18 protein-coding genes are annotated in these 20,094 nt (G+C 55.5%); 7 read left to right on the forward strand and 11 right to left on the reverse strand.

The window, feature by feature from the left end:
* Window positions 1–22: 22 nt before the first annotated feature.
* A complete protein-coding gene (locus EQG79_RS05690) occupies window positions 23–595 on the forward strand; it encodes a 1-acyl-sn-glycerol-3-phosphate acyltransferase (protein WP_129600519.1) in 573 nt (190 codons plus the stop codon).
* Here EQG79_RS05690 and lpxB read toward each other — a convergent pair.
* Window positions 592–1,698 carry a lipid-A-disaccharide synthase gene (lpxB, locus tag EQG79_RS05695; RefSeq protein WP_129600521.1) on the reverse strand — a complete coding sequence of 369 codons (1,107 nt, stop codon included), beginning with the start codon at window positions 1,696–1,698 and terminating at the stop codon, window positions 592–594. The genes EQG79_RS05690 and lpxB overlap by 4 nt on opposite strands.
* A 29-nt stretch (window positions 1,699–1,727) precedes the next feature.
* Window positions 1,728–2,144: a 6-pyruvoyl trahydropterin synthase family protein gene (locus EQG79_RS05700; RefSeq protein ID WP_077924094.1), complete on the reverse strand. Its 417-nt coding sequence runs from the start codon at window positions 2,142–2,144 to the stop codon at window positions 1,728–1,730.
* 277 nt (window positions 2,145–2,421) lie between these two features.
* Here EQG79_RS05700 and rfaD point away from each other — a divergent pair, with 277 nt between their 5' ends.
* The gene (gene rfaD, locus EQG79_RS05705; protein ID WP_077924093.1) at window positions 2,422–3,387 is read left to right on the forward strand and encodes an ADP-glyceromanno-heptose 6-epimerase; all 966 of its coding nucleotides are present in this window, start codon (window positions 2,422–2,424) and stop codon (window positions 3,385–3,387) included.
* Between the two features lie 15 nt (window positions 3,388–3,402).
* Here rfaD and EQG79_RS05710 read toward each other — a convergent pair whose 3' ends face one another.
* The 3 genes from EQG79_RS05710 to EQG79_RS05720 are packed head-to-tail and all read right to left on the reverse strand — an operon-like array spanning window position 3,403 to window position 5,929.
* A complete protein-coding gene (locus EQG79_RS05710) occupies window positions 3,403–3,774 on the reverse strand; it encodes a DMT family protein (protein ID WP_077924092.1) in 372 nt (123 codons plus the stop codon).
* Between the two features lie 22 nt (window positions 3,775–3,796).
* On the reverse strand, window positions 3,797–5,344 hold the full coding sequence (locus EQG79_RS05715; protein WP_077924143.1) for a S8 family serine peptidase: 1,548 nt from the start codon (window positions 5,342–5,344) through the stop codon (window positions 3,797–3,799).
* Window positions 5,345–5,377: 33 nt separating this feature from the next.
* Window positions 5,378–5,929, reverse strand: coding sequence for an ABC transporter permease (locus EQG79_RS05720; protein ID WP_240699280.1), 552 nt, complete (start codon window positions 5,927–5,929; stop codon window positions 5,378–5,380).
* A 142-nt stretch (window positions 5,930–6,071) separates the two neighbouring features.
* On the opposite strand from EQG79_RS05720, the gene EQG79_RS05725 reads away from it, so the two are divergent.
* Window positions 6,072–7,367, forward strand: coding sequence for an aminopeptidase P family protein (locus EQG79_RS05725; protein WP_077924090.1), 1,296 nt, complete (start codon window positions 6,072–6,074; stop codon window positions 7,365–7,367).
* Between the two features lie 70 nt (window positions 7,368–7,437).
* Here the strand turns inward: EQG79_RS05725 and EQG79_RS05730 are convergent, their stop codons facing one another.
* From EQG79_RS05730 to EQG79_RS05740, 3 genes are all read right to left on the reverse strand, one after another.
* A complete protein-coding gene (locus EQG79_RS05730; protein ID WP_077924142.1) occupies window positions 7,438–8,058 on the reverse strand; it encodes a TetR/AcrR family transcriptional regulator in 621 nt (206 codons plus the stop codon).
* Between the two features lie 161 nt (window positions 8,059–8,219).
* A complete protein-coding gene (locus EQG79_RS05735) occupies window positions 8,220–8,663 on the reverse strand; it encodes a WapI family immunity protein (protein ID WP_077924089.1) in 444 nt (147 codons plus the stop codon).
* A 141-nt stretch (window positions 8,664–8,804) separates the two neighbouring features.
* On the reverse strand, window positions 8,805–9,236 hold the full coding sequence (locus tag EQG79_RS05740) for a WapI family immunity protein (protein WP_077924088.1): 432 nt from the start codon (window positions 9,234–9,236) through the stop codon (window positions 8,805–8,807).
* A 157-nt stretch (window positions 9,237–9,393) separates the two neighbouring features.
* On the opposite strand from EQG79_RS05740, the gene EQG79_RS05745 reads away from it, so the two are divergent.
* Both EQG79_RS05745 and EQG79_RS05750 read left to right on the forward strand, forming a co-directional pair.
* On the forward strand, window positions 9,394–10,608 hold the full coding sequence (locus tag EQG79_RS05745) for a saccharopine dehydrogenase family protein (RefSeq protein WP_129600523.1): 1,215 nt from the start codon (window positions 9,394–9,396) through the stop codon (window positions 10,606–10,608).
* A gap of 129 nt (window positions 10,609–10,737) precedes the next feature.
* Window positions 10,738–11,541, forward strand: a complete 804-nt coding sequence (locus tag EQG79_RS05750; RefSeq protein WP_077924141.1) for a hypothetical protein — start codon at window positions 10,738–10,740, stop codon at window positions 11,539–11,541.
* A 78-nt stretch (window positions 11,542–11,619) separates the two neighbouring features.
* Here EQG79_RS05750 and EQG79_RS05755 read toward each other — a convergent pair whose 3' ends face one another.
* Window positions 11,620–13,185 (reverse strand): SusD/RagB family nutrient-binding outer membrane lipoprotein, encoded by a 1,566-nt coding sequence (locus EQG79_RS05755; RefSeq protein ID WP_129600525.1) that lies wholly within the window; start codon window positions 13,183–13,185, stop codon window positions 11,620–11,622.
* 38 nt (window positions 13,186–13,223) lie between these two features.
* Window positions 13,224–16,514 (reverse strand): SusC/RagA family TonB-linked outer membrane protein, encoded by a 3,291-nt coding sequence (locus tag EQG79_RS05760; protein ID WP_129600527.1) that lies wholly within the window; start codon window positions 16,512–16,514, stop codon window positions 13,224–13,226.
* Between the two features lie 246 nt (window positions 16,515–16,760).
* Between EQG79_RS05760 and EQG79_RS05765 the strand changes: the two genes are divergently transcribed.
* Both EQG79_RS05765 and nspC read left to right on the forward strand, forming a co-directional pair.
* A complete protein-coding gene (locus EQG79_RS05765; RefSeq protein ID WP_394343300.1) occupies window positions 16,761–17,582 on the forward strand; it encodes an energy transducer TonB in 822 nt (273 codons plus the stop codon).
* Between the two features lie 69 nt (window positions 17,583–17,651).
* Window positions 17,652–18,803, forward strand: a complete 1,152-nt coding sequence (gene nspC, locus EQG79_RS05770) for a carboxynorspermidine decarboxylase (protein ID WP_129600531.1) — start codon at window positions 17,652–17,654, stop codon at window positions 18,801–18,803.
* 235 nt (window positions 18,804–19,038) lie between these two features.
* Here nspC and EQG79_RS05775 read toward each other — a convergent pair whose 3' ends face one another.
* Window positions 19,039–20,013: a UDP-glucuronic acid decarboxylase family protein gene (locus EQG79_RS05775; protein WP_129600533.1), complete on the reverse strand. Its 975-nt coding sequence runs from the start codon at window positions 20,011–20,013 to the stop codon at window positions 19,039–19,041.
* Between the last annotated feature and the right edge of the window lie 81 nt (window positions 20,014–20,094).

Consider the following 20,094-nt stretch of genomic DNA (forward strand, 5'->3'; position numbering starts at 1 on the left):
TAGCTGTTCACGTCTTTTTATTATGCTTGGCGCACTAGCCCGTTGGTTATTTAAAGTTTGGGGCTGGCGTATTGTCGGCCCGGTTCCAACAGTGCCGAAAGGGATCTGGGTAGTAGCCCCTCATTCGACCAACTGGGATTTCCCGATCGGCCTCGGTATTCGGCCCACTATTCACATCTGGATTCAGTATCTGGCTAAAAGCTCGCTGTTTACCTGGTATGCCGGGTGGCTGTTCCGGGCGCTGGGTGGCAAACCCGTTTACCGCGACAAGTCGAACAACATGGTCGACGCCACCGCCAGCCTCTTCCGGGAAAGCGACGAACTTCACATCTGCATTGCGCCGGAAGGAACCCGAGGTAACGTTTCGCGGCTCAAGACCGGCTTCTACTACATTGCGCTCAAGGCCGGGGTTCCGCTTATTCTGGTTGGCTTCGACTGGCCGCGTAAGCTCGTTCTGCTCAGCGAACCGCTCTACGTAACCGGCGATTACGAACGCGATATGCTGCCGTTCTACCAGTTTTTTTCGCAGGTTCAGGGCGTCAAGAAAGACTGGCTCCGCAACTGGGAGCGTACAGGCATCATCGAAAAGAGCTAGCGCATCAGCTCGACCATGCGTTTGCCCGCCCGCTCTGATGCACCGGGTTCGCCCATTTTCTGCGCTACCTCGGCGTATCCGTCCAATACCTCCTGCCGCCGATGGCCGCCCGGCAGAATGGCCCGCAGCTCGGCGGTGACCCGCTCCGGTGTGCAGTCGTGAATCAGCTCCCGAACCACTTCCCGACCGGCAATCAGATTCACCAGCGACAGAAACGGCACCGCCAGAATACGCTTGCCGATCTCGTACCACCAGCGTGGCGTTTTGTAGAGCACCACTTCGGGTACGTTCAGCAGGGCGGTTTCGAGCGTGGCCGTACCAGACGTGACGAGCGCAGCCGACGCCACGTGCAGCAGGTCATAGGCCGAATCGCTCACCCGCAGAACGGCCGGGTAGTCGGCCATGTAGGTATCGTACAGCTCGTCGGGCAGGTTGCTGACCGTTCCGACCACGAACTGATAGTCCGTAAACGACCGGGTTGCCGCCAGCATAACCGGTAACATCCCTTTGATTTCCTGCCGTCGGCTACCGGGCAGCAGTGCCACTACGGGCCGTCCGTCGAGCGCCAGCTTACCGGCAAACGCCGGATCGGGCCGGAAAGCCCGGAGCGCGTCGAGCAGCGGGTTACCTACGTATTCGACATCGTAGTCGTACTGGGCAAAGAACTCGGTCTCGAAGGGAAAAATGGTAAACAGCCGGTCAACACTGGCTTTGATGTTGAGCGCCCGGCGGGGGTTCCAGGCCCATACCTTGGGGGATATGTAGTAAAATACCCGAATGCCGTGGCGCTTGGCGAAGCGGGCCATACGGAGGTTGAACCCGCCATAATCGATCAGGATCAGCACATCGGGCCGATTGGCGAGCAGGTCTGCCTCACACTCACGCATGATGCGCCGGATGGTGCCCAGATTCCGGGCCACTTCCAGAAAGCCCATAAACGCCATCTCGCGGTAATGCCGGACCAGGGTGGCCCCGGCGGCTTCCATCTGTTCACCCCCATAGCCGCGGCAACGGGCTTCTGGATCATACTGCCGGATGGCCCGGATCAGGTTCGCTCCGTGCAGGTCGCCCGACCGTTCGCCGGCTATCAGGTAATAGGTCATCTATGGTTCTTGACAATCACGTGGGTTGATTATTCGCCAAAATAATCAACAAAGTTTTTGGGCGTTTCGTACAGACGCAGCTGGTGCAGATGGGCTTCGGTAACGGGAGCCAGCGCGCGCTCGAGAATTTTCCAGATCTCCATGATAAAAATTTCGCAGCTGGCCATTTTCCCCTGCATGAAATCGACATCAAGGTTCAGGTTTTTATGATCCACTTTTTCGATCACCTCCCGCTTGATAATATCGCCGAGGACTTTCAGATCGATCACGAAACCTGTATCGGGATTGGGCTCTCCTTTTACCGTTACAATCAACTCAAAATTATGCCCGTGCCAGTTCATATTCGCGCAGGGGCCAAACACCTCTTTGTTGCGCTCTTCCGACCAGGCCGGGTTGTACAGCCGATGGGCGGCATTGAAATGTTCAATTCTGTTTATATAGACCATTTTTCTGGTTTAGATAAGGCGGTTGCCAGAAACGCCGGTGAAAAAAAGTGCACAAAGATACGCATTGATGAGCCGCTATAAAAACCGGGTGTCAACCCGCAGAGATAGTATCCGGTGGTACCACACGGTCAGCGCTAACTTCAATAAATACAATTTTATCACCAAAAACGCTATTCCTTTCTTCGGCCTAAATCCAGTATCTTTACACCCTACTTTGCCTTGTTTATCCTGATTATTATCGACTTATCGATACGAACACGTTTACGGACATACATTTATGATTATTGTTACGGGGGCCGCTGGTTTTATAGGGAGCTGTTTGATTGACAAACTAAATCAGGAAAATTTCAATTTTATCATCGCCGTAGATGACTTTTCCAACCCCCGTAAAGCGCCGAACCTTGCCAGTAAACGTATTCAGGAACGGGTAGATCGGGAGGTTTTTTTTGACTGGCTCGATCAGAATTATCACGAGGTTGAATTCATCTTTCACATAGGCGCCCGCACCGATACGACCGAGTTTGACCGGCAGATATTTGAGCACCTTAACGTAGAATATTCCAAACAGATCTGGCATCGCTGCATCCAGTATCAGATTCCACTCGTCTATGCCTCCTCGGCGGCTACCTATGGATTAGGCGAGCTGGGCTACGATGATAACGAATCCCTCATTCCGCAACTCAAACCGCTCAATCCGTACGGCGATTCAAAAAACGAGTTCGACAACTGGGCGCTGGAGCAGGAACGGAAACCGTTTTTCTGGGCCGGTCTGAAATTTTTTAACGTATACGGCCCCAACGAGTATCATAAAGACCGGATGGCGTCGGTTATCTTTCACGCCTACCGCCAGATTTGCCAGTCGGGCCACATGAAGTTATTCCGGTCGCACAACCCTGACTTTGCCGACGGCGAGCAAATGCGCGACTTCGTCTATGTAAAAGATGTGGTGGATGTCTGCTCCTTTCTGATGCACCACCGGCGTAACTCGGGTATCTATAACCTGGGCAGCGGCAAAGCCCGCACTTTCCGCGATCTGGCCGTCAACACCTTCCGGGCGCTGGGTCTCGAGCCCCAGATCGATTTTGTAGATACCCCGGCCGACATCCGCGATAAATACCAGTATTATACGCAGGCCAACATGGCCAAGATCCGCTCCATCGGCTACGAACGCCCTTTCACCTCGCTGGAAGACGGCATTACCGATTACGTGACCAATTACCTCAAGGCCGATAAATACCTCTAAGCCAGCAGCCCCGGCTTACCATTTCTTGAAGATAAAAAACACGGCCAGCACAATGAAGGCGAAGCCAACCAGGTGATTCCAGGCCAGCTTGTCGGTTTTGAAAAAGTACACCGTAATGATCGTAAAGACGATCAGCGATACGGCTTCCTGAATGGTTTTCAGCTCGAACAGGGAGAAAGGCCCGCCCGTTTCGTTGGAACCGATCCGGTTGGCGGGTACCTGAAAAATGTACTCGAAGAAAGCGAGTCCCCAGCTCAGCATGATGATCCCGAACAGCGACAGTTTGGCCAGCATCGGATATTGCTTGAGTTGAAGGTGGCCGTACCAGGCCAGGGTCATAAACACATTGGAGAGCGTTAACAGCAGAACGCAATAGATTCCTTTCATGGATGAAGCCCGTTGATGACGTTTATTCCCAGACAACCTCGATTACTTCCCGAATCAGATCGACAGTGGTCTGCTTTTCACCGCTACTGCGTTTAAGGGTCAGCTTGCCGCTGCTAACCTTGGCCGCTTCCTGTTGCAGTACGTGGGTGGCATCTTTCTTATGAAAGACCGATACCGCCGGTTCAGCCGTGTTAACATCCAGGGTTAGCGACTTACCCGAGGCTTTGATGGAGCGGGCGGTTGCCGGCAGGGACTGGTTTTTGACGAGCGCCAGCGCCCGCGACGCCTGGGGTACGCCGTAGCCAACGTAATTGTTACCGTATGGGTACAGATGTGATGACTTCTCAATGATCTCCATCACCTGTTTGTTGGTAAGCTTCGGATTGGCCTGCATCAGACAGGCCGCAAAGCCCGTAATCACAGGCGCCGACAGGGAGGTGCCATACAGCGAAAAACATGATACGTTGGGCTTCAGGTACGGTAAACTCTCGGGACCGATACTGCTGTAGCCGATGCGGTTCCAGAGTTTGGCGTTGGTAGCGCCGATGGCCAGCACTCCCTGCGCATCGGCCGGGGTGCTGATGATCCGCCACGAACGGTCGTCACCTTCGTTACCGGCCGATACCACGATCAGGATCCCTTTCTTGTCGGCGGCAATCTGGGCGGCCCGGCTGATCAGGCTCGTGTGGCCATCCATTTGCCGGGGCTCGTAATTTTCTTTAGGGTTACTCATGCCTTTGGCATACCCCAGCGAGGTGTTGATGAGCCGTACGCCCAGGCTGTCCATCCACTCCATAGCGGCCACCCAGTTGTCTTCTTCGCCCCTGTATTCACGATTCCCCTGGTCGGTACGGGCCAGGTAGAAGGTGGCATCGGTAGCCAGGCCATACTGAATATTTTCGGTAGGATCGGTCCCGGCAATGGCCGCCAGCACCTCGGTACCGTGAAAGTCAGACATGGACTCCAGCGTTCGGAGCAGATTGGTTTTTGGCCGGTTCGGATGTACATAATCGCGAACCAGCCGAACGCCCTCCCGGCTGAACACGTGTTTGAGCGCGTTGGCCGAATCGGCTCCGAAAAAGCCCGCGTCGATCACCCCGATGGTCACGAATCGCCCCGTTAAGCCCGCCCTCACAAAATCCGGTGCCTGGATCTGGGTCATGACCGGTGCGAGCTGCGGTTTGGAGACGGGCTCCGTAGCGGTGATGATCAGGGCAGGATCGATGGGTTGTATGCTTTTTACGAAAGGCAGCGCCAGCACCTGCCGACGCTGTTCGTACGTTAGCCGGGCCGATACCGCGTTCAGCCAGCGCGACTGGCGCAGGGGCCGAATACCGGTTTGCTGGAGCTGATGCAGATAAGCCGCCGATACCGGGCGGTCGGTATCGTCAATGGGGAGTTGCTGAAGTTGCCGTCGGGCCAGCGCTGCGGGCGATAAAGCGGGCGGAGCTGTGATGTCTTTACCCTCCAGCAGGATCCAGTAGTTTGTGTTCGCCGGTTCCGGCTGACCCCATGCCAGGCCAGGCAACAGCCATAAAAGCCTCAGGCATCTCCGTACAACATGATTCATCATGCTAAAATAGCCACTCCAGACCGGAATTGTTCAGAAATTGTCGATAATTTCCCGAACCCGTACCCGCATTCGGGGCTTCTCACCCGCCGGTACGATCACAATGATCCGATCACTGACGCTCTCGCCGTTGCGAAGAATATACCCGGCCTGCACGTTGGTGGTTTTAACGACGTCTTTCCCGTCGGTTCCCTTTACGGTTTCGCGGTAAGGCACCACAAAAGGCCGGGCCAGCAGATTCCCGCCTTTGCTGGTCATCCGTTTGCCGGTTGCGTTCAGACAGTCGAAACTGGCCAGGAGGTTCGGGTTGCTTTCGGTACCAAACAGGGTCTGCCGCGGGAAGATCAGCTTGGCACAGCCACTTTTGTTGGTTACGTACAGCCCCAGTTCGTAGCGGTTATATTCTTCGGTTTTGACGTCCTGGGCTCGTTCGTTCAGTACTTCGATGCCGTACTCGACGCCGTTGAATACGGCCGGTTCGCCGGGAGCTATATCGTATGACGTCTGCGCCAGAGCCGCTGCAGACAGGGTAAAAAGCGTGGTGGTCAATACCGAAAACCGGACTAAAGTAGAAGAAAAGGACATACGCGGTGGGGTTATGTGAACGGCCAAATATGCACGCTTTTCAACTAACCAGCGCGACCATTTACTACATTTGCCGCACAGCAGACCGGTGATTTAGTAAACGTCACGATGCCGGATACCACAATCAAATTCGTTGAGCCTAATGCGCTACTTACCCCTCGATTCATCACTTTTCATTAAAAATCGGCAGCGACTGGCCACCCGGCTGAAGCCCAGATCGTTGGTCGTGCTCAATGCCAACGACATACTGCCTACCAATGCCGATGGGACGATGGCGTTCCGGCAGAACAACGACCTGTTTTATCTCTCCGGCGTCGATCAGGAAGAAACGCGGCTGGTTCTGTTTCCCGATCATCCCGATCCGAAATTCCGCGAAGCGCTGTTCCTGCGCGAAACCAGCGAACTCATCGAGATCTGGGAAGGGCATAAACTCACCAAAGCGGAAGCCGAACAGCTCACCGGCATTCCGCAGTCACGCATCTACTGGAACAACCAGTTTGAGCAGATATTTGGGCAGATGGTGTTTGAAGCCGAACACATCTACCTCAACACCAACGAGCACACCCGCGCCACGGTCGACGTACAGACCCGCGATGCCCGCTACATCGACCAGTTTCGGCAGCTGTACCCGTTGCATCATCTGGAACGGCTGGCTCCGCTAATGCATTACCTCCGGGCGATCAAGCAACCGCAGGAGGTCCAGCTTCTTCAGACGGCTATCGACACTACAGAAAAAATGTTCCGGCGTTTGCTGGGCTTCATCAAACCCGGAGTCTGGGAGTACGAAATTGAGGCCGAGATGATGCACGAGTTCCTGCGCAATCGCTCCCGGGGGGCGGCTTATTCGCCCATTATCGCGTCGGGGGCCAACGCCTGCGTACTGCATTACATCGACAACAGCCAGCAGTGTCAGGATGGCGATCTGGTCTTGCTCGACCTGGGCGCCGAGTATGCCAACTACAATGCCGATATGACGCGTACGGTACCCGTGAACGGCCGCTTTACCGAACGCCAGCGGGCCGTATACGATGCGGTGCTGCGGGTGATGAACGAAGCCAAACAGATGCTGCGCCCCGGTAACCTCTGGGACGATTACCACCGCGAAGTAGGTAAGGTGATGGAGTCGGAACTGATTGGACTGGGCCTGCTGGATCGGGCGGCCGTAGAAAAACAGGATCCTGATGCGCCCCTGTATAAGAAATATTTCATGCACGGCACCTCCCACTTTCTGGGGCTCGACGTACACGACGTAGGGAACAAGTACCGGAAGATGGAGCCCGGCATGGTATTTACCGTTGAGCCGGGCATTTATATCCGCGACGAGAAAATCGGGATCCGGCTGGAGAATAACGTGATTCTGACCGAGTCGGGCAATATCGATCTGATGGCTAACATTCCGGTCGTTGCCGACGAGATCGAGGAGTTAATGAACCGGTAAGCGGGCCCTGGTAGTCGGGTTGCGGTGTACCGGAGTTTATCCAATACCCGCAACCCGATTGCCAGATCGTTTATTTAACCTCGGCTTTCTTGGCGTTTTCGCGGTCGAGCGCAATGTTCAGGCTTGAATAGATTCGGCGGATTGCCGTTTCGATGCGCTCCCAGCCGGCTTCGGTGCGGAGATCGATATCGACGATATGATCACGCTGTGCGCTGGTCAGTACCATATACGTAACGGCCGAAACCATCAGGCTGGTAATGGCAATCGGGTCGAAATCGGTGTAGGGAGCCAGTTTGTCAACCAGGTTCTTATACGACCGATCCCGGTATTCGGCCAGCCGGCGGGCCAGCTCGGTTTCGCCGTGGGTCATCTCCCAGCGAATAAGCTCCTGCGACGGCTTGCGCGCCCGGAACTCACGCAGAAACTGGATGGTATACTCGGACCATACTTTACTCCGGTTTTCGGCGGGCAGGTTGTCGGGAACAGACTCAAGAAACTTGTCATTGAACATCGACAGGAAGAACCCTCGCTGCACATACGCTTCCAGCAAACCGTTCCAGCCACCGAAATAACGGTAGATCAGCACCTTATTAACTCCGGCACGTTCGGCCACAGCGTTAATACCTGCTTTTTCAGTACCTCGTTCGGCCATTACATCCCCCATGGCACGCAAAATACGTTCCATGGTCATCTGGCGGTTTCTGCGCTTGACGACTTTCATACTTGTTAATCAGTTATGTTTTAATTAGGTGTTTATCGACTCTTACAATCGGGAGGGCGCTACTAACTCTACCCAAGCCATAGTCTGGGTACAAATATGTATAAACAAGTTGATGTTACCAAGCGGTAACCTTAACGCCTTACCGGAAAATTGAGGAACTGGTCCGACAGCTGACCAATGGCTTCGGCGAGCTTATGTCTGGTCACAACAACGGGCAGCCAGAACGGAGAAAGTGGGTCGTCGTGCCAATCAGGGGCTATTTCGAAGGCCAGTTTGATTTGCAGGAGAAACTCGTCGGAGTCGGCTGAAATACATTCGAGGCTGAGACATGGCTCCGTAAAGACCAGCCTTCCCTGCGAACGACCAGTGGCGTGCAGCTGCCGCAGCCAGTCGAGCAGGGTACTGATTTCGTAGGTATAAAGGATAGCAGCGGTAGAGGTAGACTGGTGGTGCTGCCAGCCGGACCGAAGCGCCACCCAAAGCAGATTCCGATCGGCCGACGAAGGGCTGTCTGGGGCGTTTTCGTAGTCTAAAATGTTCAGTTCGAAGAAACTGCGCTGGCCGATTAGAAGCATGGGGTTAGAGCTGTAGCCTGACGTAGTACCTACCAGGTTGTGCGGAACACGTATATACGTCTGAAAGGTACCACTATACGTTTAGATACGCAAACCCGGCTAGGGTCTGGCACCTGGCAAACGCACGAAAGAAACGCCCCGTCAACGCTCCGGATAGGCCGCCACCTGACCCGACAGGTCCTGGATGGCTTCCTGCAACTGTCTGCGGTTCAGCAGCAGATTGATCTTGACCGGAAAACCGGGATACGTATGCCAGGCAGGGGTCAGGGCGTGGTCCAGCTGAATCTGTAACCGATAGCTATCGTTCGGGAGCGCCGTGGCCTCAACACTCAGACCGGGCTCCGGAAACGAAACGTCAATGTGGCTCGCGGCTTTGTTCCAGAGCGCACGAAGGCCGTTCAGCAACCGGCCAACTTCCCAGGTCTGCAACGGAGCCGACTGCGTATCGGCCTGCTGCCCCAGTAACGTCGATACCCGACACTGCAACCGGTTTCGCTCCCGCCAGTTGGTTGCCTTTTTACCGTAACCCAGAATCGAGAGTTCAAATGATCCAGCTGAGGAGATAAATTTCATAACGAGAGCGATTTAAGACTGCATATTTCCTATAAAACAAATATAGTAATAATTTGTTTAAGGTAACTATTTGTTCATCAGCGAAGATATCCCTTACTGACCAAGTCCGCGGCTGGCTCACTATCTTTGCGGCCAAAACGTAAACTATAGACGATACATGGCAAACGTGCTCATTATTGGAGCCGGTGGCGTTGGCAGTGTAGTAGCGCACAAATGCGCTATGAACAGCAACGTATTTACGAACATTATGCTGGCCAGCCGCACCAAGGCAAAATGTGACCGCATTGCGGCTGACATTCAGGAGATGCACGGCGTTACGATTCAGACTGCGCAGGTCGACGCCGATGTGGTGGCCGAGATGGTGGCGCTGATCCGGTCGTTTGGGCCGAAGCTGGTCATCAATGTGGCTCTCCCCTACCAGGATCTGCCCATCATGGACGCCTGTCTGGAAGCCGGTGTGCATTACATGGATACCGCCAATTACGAACCTAAAGATGTAGCCAAGTTCGAATACAGCTGGCAATGGGCTTACAAAGAACGCTTCGAGCAGGCCGGCCTGATGGCCCTGCTGGGCTGCGGCTTCGACCCCGGCGCCACGCAGGTGTTTACGGCCTATGCCAACAAACACCATTTCGACCGGATGGACTACCTCGACATTGTCGACTGCAACGCCGGTAACCACGGCAAAGCCTTTGCAACCAACTTCAACCCGGAAATCAACATCCGTGAAATTACCCAGCCCGGTCGGTACTGGGAAAATGGCGAGTGGGTCGAGATACCGGCCATGAGTATTCATAAGCCCATCGACTACCCGGAAATTGGCCCCCGCGAGTCGTATGTGCTGTACCACGAAGAACTCGAGTCGCTCGTCAAGAACTTTCCGACCCTGAAGCGCGCCCGTTTCTGGATGACATTCGGCCAGGCTTACCTGACCCACCTCGAGGTGCTGCAAAACGTAGGCATGACCCGCATCGACCCGGTGCCGTTTCAGGGTATGAACATCGTTCCGCTCGAGTTCCTGAAAGCGGTATTGCCCGCCCCCGACAGCCTCGGCGAGAACTATACCGGCCAGACCAGCATTGGCTGCCAGATCAAAGGGGTTAAAGACGGCAAAGACCGGACGTACTTCATCTGGAACAACTGCGACCATGCCGAAACGTACAAAGAAGTGCGCGGCCAGGCGGTTAGCTACACGACCGGTGTGCCGGCCATGATCGGCGCCATGCTAATGCTGACGGGCGTCTGGATGAAACCCGGCGTCTGGAACTGCGAAGAGCTGGATCCGGACCCGTTCATTGAGCAAATGAACAAACAGGGCCTGCCCGTGCAGGAGCGCGTAGACATACCGCTTCCTCACGAGTATCCGGCCTGAGCCTAAGGCAACGGCCTGACCCGAATCGGCATCAAGCACAGTCGGTCATTATAGTGACAAACGGCCATGTGTTTTGATGCCGATTTTGTATTTTTACCCCTATTCATTCCCGTTAACCAACGAACTATCATGTTCCTAAAACAGTACGCATTAGTAGTACTGGTGCTGCTTCCCTTCGCGCTGCAGGCCCAGACGACCGACAGCAGCCGGACCAGGCGGGCGCTTAAACCCGACCCGGCGCCGGTCACGTCCAGGCAGCCCAACAACCCGCCCCTGACAAACCAGGAAATGTCGCAGATTGTCAACGCGGTGGGTAGCGCTGGTAGCCCGGGCATCATGGTCCGCACCATCGACACGCGCTACGAAGGCCTCCGCGGCACCCCCTACTTCCTCAACGGCTGGTCGAAGGGACAGATTCTGCTGCTCGGGGGCAAACGCTATACCGACGTACCCATTAAATTCGACGCTTTCCGGCAGGCACTGATTCTGCTTCGGCCTACGATGGGAAACGACTCCATCATTATTGATCGCAGCACGGTCAGCCACTTTCAGCTGGTTAGTCCTGATGGGCAGGAATACCTGTTCAAGCGATATCCGAACGTAAAAACATCCGATGCGGCCGCCGATGGCAGCTATTTTCTGGTGTTGTATGAGGGCAAGACCGCCCTGCTGAAACGGGTCGCGAAAACGTTTCAGGGCGCTGATTACAAGCAACCCTACTCCAACGACATCCGGTACGACTCGTTCCAGAACAGCCACGCTTACTACCTGCTCAAGCCCGACCAGACGCTGGTTAAAGTAAGGCTGACGAAAAAATCACTGCTCGACGCCCTGTCCGACAAACGCGACGGGCTGAAAGCCATGGCTGACCAGCTTAGTTTCAAGAACGAGGGCGACGCGGCCAGCCTGGTGGAGCAATACGATAAACTGTAGTCATAGCTGGTCCGCAAAAAAAAGCCGCCCTCATCGAAGGCGGCTTTTAATCGTTCCTACTTAATTTAACTCACATGATTACTGGGGCCCGGTGGTGCGCGTGTCCCAGAAGACAGGCCGCTCACTCAGGCTATTTCTTTGGCTGATATTGGGATTGGCATCGACCTCCTGCTGGGGGTACGGTAAAGCCCGCGGCACACGCCCCTGATTACCCGGGTTCACGGACGTCGGTATGCGCGACAATCCTGGGTAACCGGTTCTGCGCCAGTCGTTCCAGGGCTCGAGCGCCACCATGAAATTGCCAACGTACTTTTCTTCGATAATTTGCTGGAGCTGCTGCTCAGGTGAACCGGTCAGGGTGCCGTTGCGGGTAATATAGGCCGCTGCCTGAGCCCCTAAGCCCGCGTCGGTAAACGAGGCCGTAATACCGCGCTGAAAGAACGTCTGTGCATCGCCGGGCCCACCGTATCGTAGGGCCAGCTCGGCACGGATGAAGTTATACTCCGCAAAATTCAGCATTTGTACCGGCGCCGTACCGTCGTAGGCCAGGCCGGTCACGCCGAGCGTTGGGCCGGCCGGTACCGATGCCGCCGGTGTAGTCACGTTACCCCGCACGTAGGTGTGTAACCGCGACAGGGTGTTCCGAACCTGGTTGCCCCCCGTACCATTCTGCAGGCCTATATACCCTGTTGTACTGGCCGGGGGAGTTGCCAGAGCCGCCGGGCTGAACGGAGCGGGCGTAAAATAAACCGCCCGGCGCGGGTCGGCCTTGCTGTTCATCAGATTCATGATCGTTGCGCTCACCGCAATATCGTCCGTGCGGGTCAGGATGAACTGATGAATAGGGTTCTGGCGGTTGGCAGTTGCTTCGAAGCGCTGCTGAAAGTCGTCGGCCACCCCGGTCATGAAGCCTGTCTGCGCGTTGGCCTCGGTAGTCCGAACAAACGCATTCACAAACTCGGGCGTTACGGCACCGGCGTTCAGCATATGCAGGTATAACCGGAGTTTAAGCGTATTGGCCAGGCGAATCCAGCGCTGCGTATTTCCAGCATACACATAATCGGCAGTCGTGGGCGCGGCCAGAGACGACGTCTTTCCCAGATCAACGATGGCTTCGTCCAGGAGCCGGATCAGGCCCGTGTAGATATCACGGGATGGGTCCAGCTTGGGCTGGGTATTCGTTGTTCCCTGCAGGGCCTGCGAGAAAGGCACATCGCCCCAGAGATCGGTAATGACGCTGTACGTGAACGCTTTCAGCGTTTTCGCAATTCCGAAGAAGGCCGGGTGGGTCACCTGCGGGTCTTTGGCCAGTATCTGCTCCAGATCGGCCATAACACCGGCGTAGAGGTTAGTCCGGAACAGCCCGTTTACTTCAGTCGACTGAAGGTTATAGGCATCCCAGGCCTCCGTCTGCCGACCGTTCTGAGCAGCCAGCTGCTGGGAGAAAAGCAAGGTATACCGGTGTACATCACTCCCCATCGTAAACCCGAGCATCCCTTCAGCACTTGTCAGCAACAGGTTGGCCGGTGCTGACGCAGCCAGGTTAGGGCTGGTATTTACATCGAAATAGTCGCTGCAACTCGTACCGGTCAGTAGTAACCCCGCTACGATCAGCGAACGAAATCCTGCTTTGTATGTATTCATTGGTGATTTTTCTTTTTGCGTGAAACACAATGGCCGACTTAGAACGATAGCCGCAACAGGGCTCCATAGGTCCGGGCCTGCGGCATGGTGTTGAACTCAATACCCTGCAGGTTCTGGTTGCTGTTGACATTGAACTCCGGGTCAATATGAGGCACCTTTGTCCAAAGCAGCAGATTACGGCCGTTGACACCCACTTCGAGCGAACCGAATGGCGTACGATCCAGCCATTTCTTAGGTACCGTGTAGGTCACACTAGCTTCACGCAGGCGGGTCCAGGAGCCATCGAAAACGAACATGCCGGGCGCGTTGAAGGTATAGAGCTGCCCCCAGTACTGCTGACCCGATATAGCAATGTCGTTGGCCACGGGGGCCTGGCCCGACGCCAGAGCCTGCCCTTCGCGGGTTGTCAGCACCGGCGCGTTCGTTGTCGGATTTATCGTTCCGTTGCCATACACGCCATCAATCGTATAGTTGCGCAGTGGCTGTCCGTCGGCGCCAAAACGGGGTCGGTCAGCGGTTTCAGCCGCCACACCCGTCCGGCGCAGATCGCCCACCACCCGCGACAGCACATCGCCACCCCGGCGGATATCGATCAGGAAATTCAGATTGATGCCTTTGTAGCTGAAGTTGTTGATAACGCCCCCCGTCCAGCGCGGGTTAGGGTCGCCTACGTTCTGCAGACCACGGGGGTCCAAAATGGGAAGCCCGTTGGTTGGGTTAACGACCAGCTGTCCTTGTGGTGTGCGGAGCAGTGTGTTGGCAAACATAGTTCCGTACGGCAGTCCGGCCTGAATACGCCCCTGGGCGGTTGTGAACGGCCCGAGCGATATGTTCTGCACCCCTTCGGCCAGTGAAATCACGTTGTTGCGGATGCGGGCTCCGTTGAAACCGATATCCCACTTGAAGTTAGCCTTCCGAATGGGTGTAATGCTCAGGTTCCACTCCCAGCCGCGCGACTCCAGCACCCCGGCATTTCGGGCTACGTTGGTAAAGCCGGAAGCGGCCGCAATGGGTACCGAGATAATGATATCGGTCGAGCGCTGGTTGAAATGGGTTATGTCTAACCCGATGCGGTTTTCCCAGAACTTCAACTCTACCCCATATTCGAGACTGCGCGTGAATTCGGGACCCAGTTGCGGGTTACCGGCTCCGTCCTGTAAGGTACGCCCCTGCTGCCCCAGAAACGGATACTGTATCTGCGGACCAAAGCCATCGGATGGGTTGGCGTTATCAAAATAGGTAGCCGTGGCAAACAGAAACGCTTCGCGGCCTACCCGCGCCCAGGCCCCTTTCACCTTGGCGAACGACAATACCCGCTGGTCGGCAAACAGCCGGGGCAGCGCATCGCTCAGGATAACGCTTCCCGACGCAGAGGGGTAGAAATACGAGCGGTTCCCGGCAGCAAACGTCGATGACCAGTCATTCCGGCCCGTCAGGGTCAGGTTGGCCCATCCTTTGTAGCGAAGGTCGACGTTGGCAAACACCCCAACCAACCGCCGGCGCAGCTGTTCGTAATACGGGATAAAGTTGGTAGCGTTGTTGATATTGTTGAAATCACGCGTGGCGAGCGTATTACCAACAACGGCCTGATCGACCTGATTGATCTGGTTGATTTCGCTACCCACCAGGGCCGTCATGCGCAGGTCTTCGGTCAGATCACGGGTCGCCGTAAACGTATTATAGAAACTCGTTTCCCGGCGGGTTATGTTTCGGTTGCCGATGGCGCCTACCCCCGCCACAGCGTGGTTGGCTTGCCCCCGCGACCCGATTGCATCGACCGTAAACCGGTTTTCGGTGAACATATCGGTACCCGCGCGACCCGTGTACGACAGCCAGTCCGTCAACTTGTAGGTAAGGTTCACGTTACCAATCAGCCGGCTCCGGTTGTCGTCGTAGAGGTTGTTGCGGAGTGTCCAGAACGGATGATCGGTGTTGGCATTGAAGTACACCTGCGAGCCATCAGGACGGGTATTGGGTTCGCCAAGCAGATCATAATCGCGAGGCAAAAACCACCCCCGAAACAGCGGATTGGCCAACTGGTTACCAATCTGGCTCCGCTTCGATGTGTTGTAAATGTATTGAATATTGGTACCGACGCTCAGCCGGCTGGTCAACTGCGAGTTAGCGTTGGCCGAAAAAGTGTGGCGATCCAACTGGTTGTTCTCCAGAAAACCACGATCACTCAGCATCCCGTACGAGAAGTAATAGTTCGACTTATCGGTTGCGCCAGAGAAGCTGACATTATGCTGCTGGTTGATTCCCTGCCGAAACATGTTACGGACGTTGTTGGGGTAAGCAGTCAGCGTAACTGAATCGGGCAGGTTGAACAGCGTACGGTCGGCAGCCGAGTACGAACTCGCCACCCGCTGACCCCGAATAACGGGGCCCCAACTCAGCTGATCTGCATTGGGCTGATAAACGGGGGCCGCGGGCTGCCCCTGCGCATTGAGCGAGGTGCCGCGGGCGTATTCATTCTGGTAGTCAGGAAACCGGTTCACCTCAACGACGTTGAACGAACCGGTATAGTTGACAGTATTTTTTTTATTGCCGTTGGCCCGGCCTTTCTTGGTGGTAATCATAATGACACCGGCCGCAGCCCGCGACCCGTACAGGGCGGCAGCAGCAGGCCCTTTCAGCACGGTCATCGTTTCTATATCATCCTGATTGAGATCGATGCCACGGTTTGAGTTAGACACCCCCGTTTGCGAATTCGAGGTATTGAGCAGACCGGAACCGGCTACCCCGCCCCCGTTATCGACCGGAATGCCATCGACCACGAAGAGAGGCTGATTACTCTGCGTAAACGTCGTTAGCCCCCGAATCTGAATGTTCGACGAGGAGCCCGTCATACCATTGGAGCCGGCGATGCGCACCCCGGCAATTTTACCGCTCAGTGCGTTGGCAATGTTGGTGGTTCGGCCAACCGTTAGTTCCTGGTTGTTGATGGATGTCTGGGAGAAGCCTAGTCCTTTGGCTTCTTTCTGAATTCCCAGCGCGGTCACGACAACCTCTGTCAGTTGTCGCGAATCGGGTTTGAGCGCAACATCTATGACCGATCGACTCCCAATTTCAACTTCCTGGCTCATCATGCCAACGAAACTGACGACAAGCCCGTTGTCGGTACCTACATTGAGCCGGTAAGTGCCATTGACGTCGGTTGTAGTGCCACGGTTCGTCCCTTTTATCGAAACACTGGCTCCCGGGATAGGAGTGCCATCTTCCACATTAGTGATTTTTCCGGATACAATCCGCTCCTGGGCAAAAGCCAGTCCGGGTAAAATCAGCAATAACCATCCGCCCAGCAGTAATCTAATACACGTTATACGCATGATACATCTCGATTAAGTTACAAGAGTAGGGTAAGTAATATCACTTAGATATTATTACTATCTAACTCAATAGCAAAGTAAATAGTTTTGATAGTATTACTATTATTTATACGCAGAAAAATTACTTACCCCCAGTAAAGCGCACGTTCACCTGACTTCCTGGCTTCTCTTCGTCTGAATTGTGGAAATTGTTTCCGGTGCGCATCCATGCGGTACAAACCAAACCGCTCCGAGATCATGTCCCGTATAGCTACGCCAGCCGATGCGCTGACCTACAACGAAATCATTTTTCAGGCCCGGCATCGGGCCTACGGTGCTTTTGACCTGCGCCAGCAGTACCGGCCAGCGCTTACCCGCGCCCTATGGGTCGGCGTGGGTTTGTTTCTGCTGGGTCTGGCGGCACCAACTCTCTACGCCCGGCTTTTTCCAAAGCCCGACCTGAGCGATCAGATCGTACTGGTCGAAACTGATCTGGTCAAACTACCCGACACGCCCAACGAACAACCCGTACCGATCCCGCCGGTTGAACAGGCCCCGGCGGTCAGTACCGTCCGGAACCTGCCACCGGTAGTACTGCCCGACCCCGAGGTCGTCGACGAAGCCCTGCCACCCACAACCGAGCAGCTGGAGAAAGCCACCTCCGGGCCGGTTACGGCCGAAGGAACGGGGGTCGATGAAGTCATTGCCGCCCCCGAGGCTACCGGCCCCACGGCAACCGAACGGGCCCTGGACGTAGCTCCTACCAACCACGACGAGACCTTTATTGCGGTCGAGCAGCAACCCGAGTACCCCGGCGGTATGGCCGCCCTGAGCGACTTCGTTACCCGTACGTTACAATACCCCCGACGGGCCAGCACGGCGGGTATATCGGGTCGGGTATACGTCAGTTTCATTGTCAACACAGACGGGAGCCTGACCGAGGTTCAGGTGCTGAAAGGAATAGGATTCGGCTGCGACGAGGAGGCCGTACGCGTGGTCCAGAAGATGCCCCGGTGGCGCCCGGGTAAGCAGTCGGGGCGCTCCGTTCGGGTGAAATTTACCTTACCTATTGCCTTCACGCTCGAATAGCCCGGCCGGCGGGGTAGTAATGCCGGATCGGTCGCGTGGTCAGAACCAATCAGGCCGTACCTTTGCGCCATGCAAACGACCTTACATCAACCGGCTTATATCAATACGGCCCCGTCGCCCTGTTTCGTGCTCGACGAAGCCAAACTACGCCGGAACCTGGAACTCATCGACTCGGTGCAGCAGGCGGCCGGTGTCACCATTATTCTGGCGCTGAAAGGGTTTTCTATGTACAGCGCGTTTCCACTCGTGCGCGAGTACCTGAGCGGAGCCACGGCCAGTTCGCTGAACGAGGTCAAGCTCGTAAACGAGTACATGAATGTTAAAGCCCATACCTATATTCCGGCTTATCAGGATAGCGATTTCGACGAGGTCGTTGAGCGGAGCAGCCACCTGACGTTCAACTCCTGGAGCCAGTGGGAACGGTTCGGGCGCCGGGCAGTGGGGCGGGTATCCTGCGGGATTCGGGTCAACCCCCAGTATTCGGAAGTAGCGACAGACATGTATAACCCCTGCGTACCGGGTTCGCGGCTGGGTGCCACCCGTGATCAGCTTCCCGACCAGCTCCCCGAAGGCCTGGAAGGCATTCACTCACACACCCTCTGCGAAAACGACTCCTATACGCTGGAACGCACCCTCGACGCGCTCGAAAGCCGGTTCGGCTCTTTGCTTCACCAGGCCCGGTGGGTTAACCTGGGCGGGGGCCACCTGATGACCCGCGAGGGCTACGATACCGACCACCTCGTCCGGATTCTGCGGGCGTTCCGGCAGAAGTACAACGTAGATGTCATTCTGGAGCCGGGTTCGGCCATTGCCTGGCAAACGGGCGTACTGGTTTCTACCGTACTCGATGTGTTTAACAGCCAGGGCATCGATGTTGCCGTTCTGGACACGTCGTTTGCCGCCCATATGCCCGACACCCTCGAGATGCCCTACAAACCGCGCATTCTGGGAGCTTACCACGAGCCGGTAGCCGGCAAGCCTACCTACCGGCTTGGTGGTATGACCTGCCTCGCCGGCGATTTCATGGGTGATTATTCGTTCGACGAACCGCTGGCCGTTGGCGACCGTATCGTTTTCGACGATATGATTCACTACACCATGGTGAAGACGACCACCTTCAACGGCGTGAACCTGCCCAGCATTGGTATCGTCAACGAAGACCAGCACTTCCGGCTGGTACGGAGCTATGGCTACGATAGCTTTAAAGATCGCCTGAGTTAACCGGTTACCGCTGGCGCAGATCTGTTCCGTTCGGCGGAGTAGATTCGCGCCAGCGGACCGGCCATAAAAAAACCTGCATGCATCGGGGCACGCAGGTTTTGATCAGACAGCTAAAGGTGTTCTGCACAAGGCAGATACTGCCGTAAAAGTACAAATAGATTTACGATTTCGTGATAAAGTTTCCAACTCGTTCCTAGGCCGGTCGGATACGCGCCAGGCGGGGAGCTCGTCTACCTTATTTGAACTCGCGATGATAGGCGGCTTTGTACAGTTCTTCCTGAGGCAGGCTCTTGAAGTATTCATACGTAACCCGAAGTCCTTCGGCCCGCGACACCCTGGGCTCCCAGCCCAGTAGTTCCTTAGCCTTGGTAATGTCGGGCTGCCGCTGTTTCGGATCGTCTTTCGGCAGGTCTTTAAAGACCAGTTTCTGCGACGTACCGGTCAGCTTGATAATTTCTTCGCCAAACTCCCGAATCGTGATTTCAGACGGGTTACCGATGTTGACCGGGTAGGCATGATCGCTGAGCAGCAGCCGGTAAATGCCTTCAACCAGGTCGTCGACGTAGCAGAACGACCGGGTCTGGCTCCCATCGCCAAACACGGTCAGGTCTTCACCGCGCAGGGCCTGGCCAATGAAAGCCGGCAACACCCGACCGTCGTTCAGCCGCATCCGGGGGCCGTAGGTATTGAAGATCCGGACAATGCGCGTTTCCAGACCGTGGTAGGTATGGTACGCCATCGTCATGGCCTCCTGGAACCGTTTCGCTTCGTCATAGACACCCCGCGGCCCGACCGGATTCACATTGCCCCAGTACTCTTCGTTCTGCGGATGCACGGTGGGATCGCCGTATACTTCTGAGGTCGAGGCAATCAGTACGCGGGCGTTTTTTACCCGGGCCAGCCCCAGACAGTTGTGAATACCCAATGAGCCTACTTTCAGCGTCTGAATCGGGATTTTCAGGTAATCGATTGGGCTGGCGGGCGAAGCAAAGTGAAGAATATAGTCTAGTTCGCCCGGTACATGGATGAACTTCGAGACATCGTGATGATAGAACTCGAAATTCGGCAGGTGGAACAGGTGTTCAATATTCCGGATGTCGCCCGTGATGAGGTTATCCATCGCAATGACGTGATAACCTTCTTTAATGAAGCGATCACTCAAATGCGACCCCAGAAAACCGGCCCCGCCGGTAATAAGTACACGTTTCATGAAATGCCTGTAAAATGAATAAACATAGCGAAGTAGCTAACCACACAGCGTAACGAAGATTGCCGTATGCTCTGCAAATCT

The organism is Spirosoma sordidisoli (genome assembly GCF_004138325.1).
Classification (GTDB): Bacteria; Bacteroidota; Bacteroidia; order Cytophagales; family Spirosomataceae; genus Spirosoma; species Spirosoma sordidisoli.